Below are 12,167 nucleotides of genomic sequence, written 5' to 3' on the forward strand. Positions count from 1 at the left end.
TGCCCGCAGTCACGCTCGACCCCGGCGCACGAATCGCCGCCACTGAACGGCGCCTGCAGTGCCCACAGTCACGCTCGATCCCGGCGCACGAATCGCCGCCGCTGAACGGCGCCTGCAGTGCCCGCAGTCACGTTCGACCCCGGCGCACGAATCGCCGCCGCTCGGCTTCCGAGGATCAGGGCACATCGAACTCCGGCCGGCGGGCCAGTCGGGACCCGGGCAGAACGAGCCTGCACAGGACGAGCTCGCCCGGGTCCACGCTGCCCGCTTCCGGCGGACGCTTGCGGCGTCGGCGCTGTCAGGCCCCGGAGACCGCGGCGGCGAGCTGGTTGAGGGAGTCCTCGAGCTGCTCGGCGGAGACGACCGGGAACAGGGAGATGAGCTTGTCGTCCGTGACCTTGGACCAGTCGTAGGTGAGGGTGACCTCGGTGGTGTTGGCGTCGGTCGCGTTGAGAGCGTAGACGTAGGTCCACCCGGCGGGCTCGTCCTTGTTCTGCTCCTGAGCGGGGGCCCAGCCGATGAGCTTGTTCTCGTCGAAGGCGATCACGTGGTTATGCATCACGTAGTCGCCACCCATGGCCTCAGCGTGCATGTTCATCACAAACTTCTCGCCGCTGGCGGTGATCCGCTCGGTGTCCGTGCTCGAGACGACCATGCCGGAACCGTCGAAGCTCGGGTGCTTGGCCGGCAAGCTGAGCAGGTCGAAGATGTCCTTCGCTGCGGCATCGATAGTGCGGGTGACGGTGATGGACGTGTTGTTACCAGTCATGCCTCTACCCTGCCCCTCGACGGCCCGTGACGCCACGGGGAGCCGACCGATCGGTCCCACTGCCCGACTGACCAGTGCAGATACGTGTCCGCGTCACGGACGCGGTGAGCCGTCGCGCCCAGAGTCAGAAGAGATCAGTCGCCACCAGCCGAGTTATCAGATCGGTGAACCGCCAAACCCAGAGTCAAAAGAGATCAGTCGCCACCAGCAAAGCTGCCAGATCCGTGAGCCGTCGCACCCAGAGCCAGAGCGGTGAGTTCGGCTGCGGCCCGCTGCGCAGCGACCGCGAGGTCAGGCCCGCCCTCCCGCTGATGCCGCCTCGCGACGCATCCACAGTTGCGGGCCGGTGACGCCAGCCCCGTCCTCCTGCTGATGCCGGTCGATCTGCGAGAACGGCAGGTCAGAGTCGGTGGCGCCGTTGGTGTGCGACGGGCTCCGGATCGACTCACGGGAGACAACGCTGGGGGTGGCGGCGCGTTTGTGACTGACAGGCCGTAGGAAATCGGTACTGGAGCATGGCGCCGATGGGCCTTGGAGGGGCGGCGACACGTTCCAGTACCGATTCCCTCCCGAGGCCGCGGCCACGCGGCCGCGAGGCTAGCGTGACGACGCCGCAGGGCTAGTGCGGCGAGCCGGTAGGGCTAGCGTGACGACGCCGCAGGGCTAGTGCGGCGAGGCGTAGGGAATCGGTACTCGAGCCGTAGGAAATCGGTACTGGAGCGTGGTGCCGAAGGGCCCAGGAGGGGCGGCGACACGTTCCAATACCGATTCCCTCCCGAGGCCGCGGCCACAGGGCCGCGGGGCAACGCGGCCACGGGCCAAGGCGGCCACCAGGCAACGAGGCAACGAGGCAACGAGGCCAGGGGCACAAGCCCACAGGACCGCGAGAACAGGGCAACGGGCCAACAAGGCCACAGGGGCACAGGCCACGGGGGCTAGGTGCCCGCGTGCTGCGGCAAGGCCAGCGCACCGAGCACAGGCTCAGCTCCTCGCCGCACGCTTTTTCATGCGGGCATCGAGCAGCAGCGCGATCCGGGTGAGGATCATATTGAGCACGATGTAGATGAGGGACACCACCACGTAGGTCTGCAGCAGGTACCGGGTGATGGAGACCATCGTCTTGCCCTGGAACTGCAGCTCGTTGTAGCTGACCACGTAGCCGAGCGTGGAGTCCTTCAGCAGGGTGACCAGCGCAAGGATCAGCGAGGGCATCACCAGGCGGATCGCCTGCGGCAGCACCACGTGACGCATCGCCTGGGTGCGGCTCAAGCCGATCACGGCGGCGGCCTCATGCTGGCCCTTGTCCACGGCGTTGATGCCGGCACGGAACACTTCGGCAGTGGTCGCGGCGGAGACCAGGATCATTGGGATCACGAGCATCCAGAACCGCGAGAAGGTCACCCCATAGGCGGGCAGGAGCAGCAGGAACGCGTAGACCACCAGCAGCATGGGGACGCCACGGAAGAACTCGATCACGGCGGTCGCAGCCCAGCTGATGGGGCGGGTCGACGCCAGGCGCCCGAGCGCGAGCAGCAGCCCCAGCGGGAAGGCGAACAGGGCCGCCACGGCGGTGGCCTTCAGCGTGCCGGCAAGGCCCTTCCACAGGAAGGCGATGTAGTCCGCACGCAGGTAGACGACCCATTTTCCGGGGTCGAGCTGTTTGTTGGCCTGCAGCTGGATCAGTGCGCCGATCGCGGCTGCGATGAACACGACGATGGCGAGGATCGACAGCAGCAGGATGCGCCGACGACCCTTGGGGCCGGGGGCGTCGAACAGGACGTGGCTTGCGCTCATGCCTGGGCACCTGCCTTCACATCGAGGGTGCGGCGAGATCGGCCGCCGCTGCGGCGGGAGAACGGCGAGACCGCGGCTTCGATCCGTCGGCCCGCATAGGCGGCCACCAGGGCGATCGTGAGGTACACGGCGCCGGAGAACAGGAAGAACACCACGGCCTGCGCGGTCCGACCGGACAGCGCCTGGGACACGTAGGTGAGCTCATGGACGGCGATCGCGGCGCATAGGGCGGAGCCGAGCAGCGTACCGATGAACACGTTCACCAGGGGCTGCACCATGGCCGCGAAAGCCTGGGGCAGCACCACGTGCCGCAGCGTGCCGATGAAGCCCAGGCCGATCGAGCGGGCCGCCTCCGCATGCCCCACCGGCACCGTGTTGATGCCGGAGCGCACGTTCTCGCAGATGAACGCCGCGGAGCTGAGGGTCAGCCCCAGCACGCCGCTCCAGAAGTAGCTCAGGCGCAGCCCGGCGTCGGGCATGCCGTGCGCGATGAGGATCAGCAGGCTGAGCAGCGGGATGTTGCGGAAGATCTCCACGTACACGGTGCCGAACCAGCGCAGCGGCGGCACCGGGCTCACCCGGAACACGGCCAGCACTGTGCCGAGCATCAGTGCAAAGCCGTACCCGAACACGGTGAGCCCCAGGGTGTATGCCGCGCCCTGCAGCAGCATGGGCAGGCTCTGGACGATCAGGTCCATGCGGACTCCTCACGCACCGGCGTCGTCCTTACGGGCGCGTCCGGCTGACGGGCCGGGCGGACGGGGTAGGGAACCCGCCCGCCGCGGCACTGGATTCAGACGAGATCAGGCGGGCAGGTCGCCGGGCTTCGGCGGCTCGGGGGCGTCACCGTCGATGACGTCGCCGAGCGTGGCCTCCCACAGCTTCTTCCAGGTGCCGTCGTCGATGATCTCCTGCAGGAAGGTGTTGACGAACTCGAGCGCGTCTTCGTTGTCCTTGGACAGGCCCACACCGTAGGGGTCGTCGACGAACGGTTCACCGACGACAGTCACCTCGGGGTCCGCCTTGGAGTTGCCGAGCAGCACGCCCTGGTCGAGCACGTACGCGTCGACACGACCCTGCTTGAGGGCGGCCACGCAGGATTCGTTGTCCGGCAGCTGCTGGACCTCGCCGGGGTCTTTCACGTTCTCTTCGACCGCCTGGATGCCGGTCGAGTTCGCCTGGGTGACGATCTTCTTGCCGCTGAGGTCGTCGGGGCCGGTGATGGAGTCCTTGTCCTCGGTGCGCACCTGGATAGCGGTGCCGGAGGTGTAGTAGGGGCCGGCGAAGTTGATGACCTGCAGGCGCTCGGGGGTGATCGAGTAGGTGGCGATCACGCAGTCGACGGTGCCGTTTTGCACCATGGTCTCACGGGTCTCGACGGTGGTATCGATGTATTCGACCTTGTCCGCGCCGTCCTCACCCAGGATGTAGCGGGCCAGCAGCTGGGTGATGCCGGCGTCGAAGCCGGTGACCTTGTCGGTGGACGGGTCGATCAGGGAGAACACCTGGTTGGCGGTGGTGCCGCCACGCTTGAGGGTGCCCGCTTCTTTGATGGCGGTGGCCCAGGCGCTCGCGGAGATCGCGGCGTCGTCGGCGATCGGGCCGCCGGCGATGGCGTCATCGTACGCGGCGCCGCTGCCGTCAGAGTCGTCGCCGCCCAGCGACGGGCCGTCACCGGTGTCGGAGGAGCAGGCGGCGAGTGCCGCGCCCAGGGGGAGGGCGCCGGCGGCGGCCACGAGCGCGCGTCGGCTGGGGCGGAGGGTGGAGTCGGTCATGGTTCCTCTTTCGGGTCGGAGCGGGCGGTGAGCGGTGCCGCGCTGCAGGTCAGTCGCCGGGTGGCGAGGGTGGTCGGTGGGGCGGAGAAACGATTCGATCGGTGAGGCTACGGGGGCTGGTGCGGTCAGCGGGCCAGCGGCGGTCAGCAGGCCAGCGGCGGTCAGCGGGCCAGCGGCGGTCAGCAGGCCAGCGGGGGTCAGTTGGGCAGCGCGGGCAGTCAATCGGTGAGTGCGGGCGGTCAGTGGGGCAGGATCTTGGACAGGAACGCTTTGGCGCGGTCGCTGCGGGGGTTGGTGAAGAAGGCCTCCGGTTCGCTCTCCTCGACGATCTCGCCCTTGTCCATGTAGATCACGCGATCGCAGACGTGACGGGCGAAGCCCATTTCGTGGGTCACCACGAGCATGGTCATGCCGTCTTTGGCCAGCTCGGTCATCACATCGAGCACTTCGTTGATGACCTCGGGGTCCAGGGCCGACGTCGGCTCATCGAACAGCAGGGCCTTCGGTTTCATGGCGAGGGCGCGGGCGATGGCCACGCGCTGCTGCTGCCCGCCGGACAGTTCGCCGGGCAGGTTCTTCTCCTTGCCTTGAAGACCCACGCGGGCAAGGAGCGCCATGGCGTCCTTCTCGGCCTCGGCCTTGGAGACGCCGCGCACCTTGGTGGGGCCGAGCGTCACGTTGTCGATGGCGCGCAGGTGCGGGAAGAGGTTGAAGGACTGGAAGACCATGCCCACTTCGGAGCGCAGCAGTGCCAGTTCTTTGCCCTCTTCGGGCAGGGGTTTGCCGTCGATGGTGATCTCACCGTTGGTGATGGTCTCCAAGCGGTTGATGCAGCGGCACAGTGTCGACTTCCCGGAGCCGGAAGCACCGATGAGGGCCACCACTTCGCCGGGGTGGACGTCGAGGCTGATGTTCTTCAGCGCCTGGAAGTCGCCGAAGTATTTGTCGACGCCGCGCACCGAGATGAGCGGCTCACTGCCAGCGGCGCTCTCGCGGGTCTCGGGGCGCACAGAAGCCGTGCTGTTGTCGGTCATGAGCAGAGCATGAGGCCTCACACCCCGATGTGTCCAAACATCGGAATACAAGTTCACACTTCGGAACACTTTTGTGACCAGGGGCGCCGTTCCGAGCGAGCGCTACTCGGATCGGCGCCCCTGGTCAGGTGGCGGCGGGCAGACTCACGGGCCAGCTGGCAACGGTTCGTCACCGGTCATGCGGATGCGGCGACCGTCCGGTCATCACGTGACGCAGCCGACACTCCGCTCGGGCTCAGGCCTGGACAGTGCCCGTCTGCGTCGAGGCTTTGCCGAGCGCGACACTCCGCGCGACCTCAGGCCTGGAAGCCACCCTGGTAGACGGCCTCGAACGGCGCGTGGCCACCCTGACGGTTCTCGATGCTGTGGGTGACGACCTTCTTCGCGGTCTGCGCTGCCTCCAGCGGGGTCGCGCCCTTGGCCAGCTCGGCTGTGATGGCGGCAGCCACGGTGCAACCGGCGCCGGAGACGCGGTGCTCGCCGATCTTGGGGCTGCGCAGCTCCACCATCTGCTCGCCGTCGTAGAAGACGTCCACAGCGTCCTCACCGGGCAGCTCCGCGCCGCCCTTGGCGACCACCACGGTTCCGTGCAGTTCGTGAATACGCTTGGCGGCCTCCTTGAGGTCCTCCAGAGTCTCGATCTTCTCCAGGCCGGACAGCACCGTGGACTCGAACACGTTGGGCGTCACCACAGTGGCGAGCGGCAGCATCTGCTCCTTGAGCGCGTTGTCGGTGTCCAGCGCGGCGCCGGGCTCCTGCCCCTTGCAGATCAGCACCGGGTCGAGCACAACATTGGTGAAGCTGCGCTCGCGCAGCGATGCGGCAACGGCGTCAATGGTGGTGGGGCTGCCGAGCATGCCGATCTTCACGGTGTCGATGTCGTGCAGCGCGGTGGTGGCCTCGATCTGGTCGCGGATCACCTGCGGGTCGACCGGCACGAAGCGGTGATTCCAGTCGTTCTTCGGGTCGAAGGAGACGATGCAGGTCAACGCCACCGTGCCGAAGGTACCGAGCTGGTGGAACGTCTTGAGGTCGGTCTGCGCGCCAGCGCCTCCGGTGGCTTCGGAGCCGGCGATGGACAGGGCGACGTGTGCCATGAAGGACCCTCCTGGGGTGTGTCGAGACGGTGCCGCGGGCCGGGCGCGTTGCGCTCCGGCCGCTGCGGCGGTGTGCCGTGCGCTCCCAGGGGCCGACGCGTCGACTGCCCGTCGCACGGGGTGCACTGCACGCTCCCAGGGGGCTGCTCCCCCGTCGCGCAGGTGCCCGGGCCGCGCGCTCCCAGGGCGTTGATCCGGTGCGGATCGGCCCGTCGCAGCGGCCGAGCATCGATCCTATGCCGACGGGTCATGCCCGGGCGAACCGGCCGACGGATGCGGTCATGCCAGCTCGGGTACAGTGCCCGGCGTGCCGACGCCACCGACGAATGCAGCATCCGCCCCGGATGCGAAGCCCCCGACGCGGCCCGCGTCGTCGGCCCGTGCACGGCTGGCGGCGCATCTGCGTCCCACGCTGAAGTTCCTCACCGTCGGCGGCGTGGTGTTCCTCTTCGATGCCGCGATGTACAACCTGCTGGTGTTCTGGCATCCGACGCAGGGGTGGGGCACCGGGCTGATGCATGGCCATCCGCTCACCGCGAAGGTGCTCACGATCGCGACGGCATCAGTGCTCACATACCTGGGCAATCGTCTGTGGACGTTCTCGGATCGGCCCCGGCCCTCGACGGCGCGTTCGGTCGCGCTATTCGTGCTGGTGAACATCATCGCCTCGGGGCTGCAGCTGGGCTGCCTGGGCTTTTCCCGGTACGTGCTGGGGCTAGATTCGGCACTTGCGGACAACATCTCCGGCACCTTCATCGGGCAGATCGTCTCCACCACGTTCCGGTACATCACGTACGGGCGGTGGGTGTTCCCGAAGCGGTAAGGCGCCGGGGCGGGCCGCCTCTGGAAGCATGGGCCTATGCAGAACATTGGCTCCCTCATCAGCGGTCCCTGGACCAGCGCCGCCCGCGGCGCGAACCTGCTCGACGACGACGGGCAGGCCGTCCCCACCGTGTTCGCGCGTATGTCCGCGCTTGCTGCCCGCACGGGAGCGCTGAACCTTGGTCAGGGTTTCCCGGACACGGATCCGCCCACGGCCGTTGCAGAGGCGGCGATCACCGCGATCCGTGAGGGGCATAACCAGTACCCGCCGGGGCTCGGCACCCCGGAGCTGCGTGAGGCGATCGCTGCCCACCAGCGGCACTGGTACGGCCTGGACTGGGATCCGGAAACCGAGGTTCTGGTCACTGCTGGCGCGACGGAGGCTCTTGCGGCCACGCTGCTTGCGCTCGTCTCCCCCGGCGACGAGGTGCTCACCCTCGAGCCTTTCTATGACGCGTACGCCGCTGTGATCGCCCTAGCGGGCGGGGTGCATCGCACGGTTCCGCTGCAGTTCGATACCGACGTCGACGGTGATCTGCGCATCGGCGTGGACCCGGCCGCCCTTCGTGCGGCGATCACCGACCGCACGCGGCTGGTCCTTGTGAACTCTCCACACAATCCGACGGGTCTGATGCTCTCGGATGAGGCTCTTGCCGCAATCGTCGCGGCGGCGCAGGAGCACGACGCACTCATCGTCACCGACGAGGTCTACGAGCACCTCACCTACTCCCGCCCGCACCGGCCTGTGGCGTCGCTGCCGGGCGCAGCGGAGCGCACGGTGTCGATCTCCTCGGCAGGCAAGACTCTGTCTGTGACCGGGTGGAAGATCGGCTGGGTGTGTGCCCGCCCTGAGCTGATCACGGCTGTTCTCGCAGTCAAGCAGTGGCTTACCTATGTCTCTGGCGGTCCGTTCCAGCCGGCGGTTGCGGCGGGGCTGCGGCTGCCCGATGAGGTGTTCGCGGGCATCGCCCAGGATCTGCGGGAGAAGCGTGACCTGCTGCTGGATGGCGTGCGCGCGGCGGGGTCGCGCGTGGCCGTGCCGGAGGCCGGCTACTTCGTGGTGGCCGACGCCGCCCCGCTCGGGGTGCGTGATGCCGAGCAGCTGTGCGAGGAGCTTCCTCAGCGCGCCGGTGTGGTCGCGATTCCGCTGTCGGCCTTCTGCAGCCCCGCGACTGCACCGGATGCCGCGTCGATGCTGCGCTTTGCGTTCTGTAAGGACCGCGCAACACTCGAGGAGGCCGCGCGTCGACTCGCCGCATGGGGACGAGCCGAGGGCTGAAACAACGGGACCGCGTGGCCTTCATCCCGACTCGCCACGTGGGGCAGGCCGGGGATTACAACCGAGGTCGGTGCGGCTAGTGCGGAGCGACTCGCCGCATGGGCGCGGGCCGACGGCTGAGCTGTGTCCACTGACGACTGTGGGGCGCCGCGGTCACCCGCGACGCCCCACAGTCAGAATCGGTCTGGTTCAGATCACTTCGCAGCGATCCACACCGGGTCGTCTTCGAAGCTCAGCAGCACCTCGGCCTTGAACAGCCCGTCCTGCACGGCATCATCCGGGACGATGAACGCTTCGTCGTAGGTAGCGTTGCCGCCGTCGTACAGTTCGCCCACCTCGATCGACGACTTCGGCGTGACACCGCCGGAGCTGTAGGAGTTGCCGCCGGCGGACACGTACTCCACATGCACGCCGAAGGCTGGCGAGAGGCTGCCGTCGCCGTGGTAGGTGACGGTGACCGGCACGAGAATGTACCGCTCGCCCTCGCCGGGCTGATCGTTGAACTGGTTGGCCTCCATCATGGCCTGGGTGGCGTCCCAGTTGACCTCGCCGAGCTGCACGTCGATTGTGCCGCCCTCACCATCGTTGAGGGTGAAGGTCTCGCCCAGTGCGAGCGGGTTGTCCCGGGTGCCGCCGCCGGTGGCGCCGGTGTCACCACCCTTGTCGCCGCCCTTATCGCCGCCGGTGTCACCACCCTTATCGCCGCCGGTGGCGCCGGTGTCACCACCCTTATCGCCGCCCTTATCGCCGCCGGTGTCACCACCCTGGTCGCTTCCGCCGTCGCCACCTTCATCGCCGCCGGTGTCACCGCCCTCATCGCCGCCGGTGTCGCCGCCGTCATCCTTACCCTGTTCCTGACCCTGGGTCTGGCCACCGTCGTCGCCGCCGCGCGTGAACAGGAAGATACCGCCGCCGATCAGGCCGGCGATGAGGGCAAGCACCGCGCAGCCGATGCAGACGAACAGAGCGATCTTGCCAGCACCACCCTTCTTGGGCTGTTCACCAGACATGTCACCCTGCCCAAAGGAGGCGTCGTAGCCGCCATAGCTGTTCGCTGAGCCCTGGCCGTACGCGTCCGCCGAAGGCTGACCGTAGCTCTGGTCGTATCCCTGTCCGTAACTGTTGGGGGAAGCCTGGCCGTACCCCTGGCCATAGCCGTCCTGACCCGCGCTGTTGTCCTGCGGTCCCCATCCGCCCTGTGGTGGCTGCGACATAGTGCGTTGTGGCGTCGCCCGGCGACGCCGCTCCCCTCTCCCGAAGTGCGCCCGCCATCACGCGGGCAGATGTCTGACCGCACCATCATAGGGCCCTGTAACGTCGCCAGGTAGCCCGTGAATCCGTCTCAGGTGTGCTGCCGGAAGCGCTCACCGTGGAAGCGTCCGACGCCTGCACGGTCGGAGGCTCCGCTCGCATCGAGGTACGGCGTGACGCCGCCGCGGTGTCGGGGGAATCCGGCGCCCAGGATCATGGCGAGATCGACCTGCTCGACGGTCTCGACCACGCCCTCATCGAGCATCAGGCGGATCTCCTCCGCGAGGCCATCGCAGACGCGCCGCAGCAGTGCATCGCCGACGGGCGCGCTCGAGCCAACCGTGCCATCGACGGGCGCGAACACCTGCGTGACCTGCTCAGACACTCGTGGATGCACGGCATCCCGCGTGGGTTCGGTGAAGCGTCGACGCTGATCGGCCATGGCTGTCAGCCCCGGTGAGCGGTGGAAGCGGTCGCCCAACTGGTCGTGCAGCACTTCGCCCACGTGGTCGGCGACGGCCAGCCCCACGAGGTCCAACAGGGCGAAGGGCCGCATCGGCAAGCCCAGGGGATCCAGTGACTCGTCCACCTGCGCGGGGTCGGCGCCGGCATCGAGGGAGGCGAGCACAGCGCCGAGCACGCGGAACAGCAGGCGGTTGACCACGAAGCCAGGGGCATCGGCGCTGCGGACGGCGAACTTCCGCAGTCTGCGCACCACCTCGAGGCCGGTGGCGAGCGTCGTGCCGTCGGTCGCAGGCGTGTGGATCACCTCGACCAGCGGCATTTTCGCGACCGGGTTGAAGAAGTGCAGGCCCACCACGCGCTCAGGATGAGCGAGGTCCTCCGCCATGGCCGCGATGGAGAGGGAGGAGGTGTTGGAGACGAGTAGTGCATCCGGGGCGAGCACACCCTCGAGCTCGGCGAACACGGATTTCTTGACCGCAAGCACCTCCGGCACGGCCTCGAGCACGAGATCGCACTCCGTCAGGTCGCTCACCTGAACGGTGGCGCTCAGCAGGCCGCTGACCTCACGCGCGTCCTCGGCGCTGAGTCGTCCCCGCTCGGCTGCCTGGCTGATCACTGAGCGGGCTGCCGCAAGGCCCTTGTGGGCGGTCTGTTCATCGAGGTCGCGCAGCACGACGGGCACGCGCAAGCCGAGTGCGAGCTGCGCGGCGATCTGCGACGCCATCAAACCGGCGCCGGCGACGCCCACTCGCCGGATCTCGCGGGCTCCCTCGACAGGGCTGCGGCCTGGCTTGCCGTGGCGCAGCAGCTCGGCGGCGTACAGGCTGGCGGCCGCAGCGGGGCTGCGTACCAGCTCAGCGAGGGCGGTGGCTTCCCGGTCGAGCGCTTCGCGCAGGGTGGAGCCGGGCAGCTGTTCGAGCAGCGCCAGCGCCCGGGCAACGGCGGGTGCGCCCTGATCGGCCAGTCGTGTGGCCCACTGGCGGCGAGTCTCCGCCGGTCCATGGGGCGCATCGAGGGCGGCCTGCTGGGCCTGCGCCTCCTCGGAGTCGGCGGCGGGCAGCGGTTCGGGTCGGGTGAAGGCGCCGTGCCCGTCGGCGGCGCGACGTGTCGCGATAATGGCACCGAAGGCATCCAGGGCGGCGTCCACGTCGTCGGCGAGCGCGTCGATCAGGCCAATAGTCTGCGCTTGCTCGGCAGTGAGCTGTCGGTCGCGGGCTGGGTCCTCGAGGATCAGGCGTGCTGCTGCCTCCGGTCCGATGACGCTGCCGACGAGGGTGGTGCCGCCCCAGCCGGGCAGGATGCCCAGGCTCGTCTCCGGCAGGCCGATGGCATGCACCCCGGGTGCTGCGGTGCGCACGTCTGCCATGAGCGCGACCTCGAGGCCGCCGCCGAGCGCGGCGCCGTTGATGTGGGCGAGGATCGGCACCGGGCTGCGGCGCACACGGATCTGCAGGTCGTGGGCTGCGCGGGTCATGGCCTCGACGTTGTCGACGGCGGTGGGGTCGGCGAACATGGCCAGGTCCGCACCGGCGAGGAAGGTGCGGCCGGTGCCGATCAGTGCGATGGCCTGGATAGTGCCTGCGTCTGCCCGGTCAAGGGCGTGGCCGATGGCATCGGTGACCGCGGCGACGGATTGCGGGCCCAGTGTCGCGGGGCGGCGCTCCTCCCCCTCGGGTGGGGCGAAACGCAGCACGGCAACGGTGCCGATCGCGGAATGCTCGCGGTCTTCAGTCAGGACGCGGGTGACGTGCTCGGTGTAGCTGCTCATGAGGGGCCTTTCGTGCTCGTCGTCGAGCGGCGACGCGGGCGGAAGAATCTGGTACCGCGGGTTTCACATAGTCGGGGCCAGCATGCCGCACTGGGCCACCGCTGTCCATCCCC

10 protein-coding genes are annotated in these 12,167 nt (G+C 68.5%); 2 read left to right on the forward strand and 8 right to left on the reverse strand.

Annotated elements, in window-relative coordinates:
* Window positions 1-298: 298 nt before the first annotated feature.
* The 6 genes from C8271_RS00105 to thiD all read right to left on the reverse strand — a co-directional run bounded on the left by C8271_RS00105 (window position 299) and on the right by thiD (window position 6,469).
* Complete coding sequence (locus C8271_RS00105; RefSeq protein WP_106505600.1) at window positions 299-769, reverse strand: SRPBCC family protein; 471 nt, start codon at window positions 767-769, stop codon at window positions 299-301.
* Window positions 770-1,750: 981 nt separating this feature from the next.
* Entirely contained in the window at window positions 1,751-2,563 is an 813-nt protein-coding gene (locus tag C8271_RS00110) for an amino acid ABC transporter permease (RefSeq protein ID WP_106505601.1), read from the reverse strand.
* Window positions 2,560-3,261: an amino acid ABC transporter permease gene (locus tag C8271_RS00115; protein WP_106505602.1), complete on the reverse strand. Its 702-nt coding sequence runs from the start codon at window positions 3,259-3,261 to the stop codon at window positions 2,560-2,562. Before C8271_RS00115 ends, C8271_RS00110 begins: the two co-directional genes overlap by 4 nt.
* A gap of 105 nt (window positions 3,262-3,366) precedes the next feature.
* A complete protein-coding gene (locus C8271_RS00120) occupies window positions 3,367-4,338 on the reverse strand; it encodes a glutamate ABC transporter substrate-binding protein (protein ID WP_106505603.1) in 972 nt (323 codons plus the stop codon).
* A gap of 239 nt (window positions 4,339-4,577) precedes the next feature.
* A complete protein-coding gene (locus C8271_RS00125) occupies window positions 4,578-5,372 on the reverse strand; it encodes an amino acid ABC transporter ATP-binding protein (protein ID WP_106505604.1) in 795 nt (264 codons plus the stop codon).
* Window positions 5,373-5,668: 296 nt separating this feature from the next.
* Complete coding sequence (gene thiD / locus C8271_RS00130; RefSeq protein WP_106505605.1) at window positions 5,669-6,469, reverse strand: bifunctional hydroxymethylpyrimidine kinase/phosphomethylpyrimidine kinase; 801 nt, start codon at window positions 6,467-6,469, stop codon at window positions 5,669-5,671.
* Between the two features lie 307 nt (window positions 6,470-6,776).
* Between thiD and C8271_RS00135 the strand changes: the two genes are divergently transcribed.
* Together C8271_RS00135 and C8271_RS00140 are read left to right on the forward strand one after the other, a co-directional pair.
* Window positions 6,777-7,292 (forward strand): GtrA family protein, encoded by a 516-nt coding sequence (locus tag C8271_RS00135; protein ID WP_170957740.1) that lies wholly within the window; start codon window positions 6,777-6,779, stop codon window positions 7,290-7,292.
* 36 nt (window positions 7,293-7,328) lie between these two features.
* The gene (locus C8271_RS00140; RefSeq protein ID WP_106505607.1) at window positions 7,329-8,570 is read left to right on the forward strand and encodes an aminotransferase class I/II-fold pyridoxal phosphate-dependent enzyme; all 1,242 of its coding nucleotides are present in this window, start codon (window positions 7,329-7,331) and stop codon (window positions 8,568-8,570) included.
* A 194-nt stretch (window positions 8,571-8,764) separates the two neighbouring features.
* Here the strand turns inward: C8271_RS00140 and C8271_RS13925 are convergent, their stop codons facing one another.
* Both C8271_RS13925 and C8271_RS00150 read right to left on the reverse strand, forming a co-directional pair.
* Entirely contained in the window at window positions 8,765-9,784 is a 1,020-nt protein-coding gene (locus C8271_RS13925) for a hypothetical protein (RefSeq protein ID WP_212591305.1), read from the reverse strand.
* 128 nt (window positions 9,785-9,912) lie between these two features.
* Entirely contained in the window at window positions 9,913-12,054 is a 2,142-nt protein-coding gene (locus tag C8271_RS00150) for a 3-hydroxyacyl-CoA dehydrogenase NAD-binding domain-containing protein (RefSeq protein WP_106505608.1), read from the reverse strand.
* Window positions 12,055-12,167 lie beyond the last annotated feature (113 nt).

Source organism: Brachybacterium timonense, assembly GCF_900258505.1.
Lineage (GTDB): Bacteria > Actinomycetota > Actinomycetes > Actinomycetales > Dermabacteraceae > Brachybacterium > Brachybacterium timonense.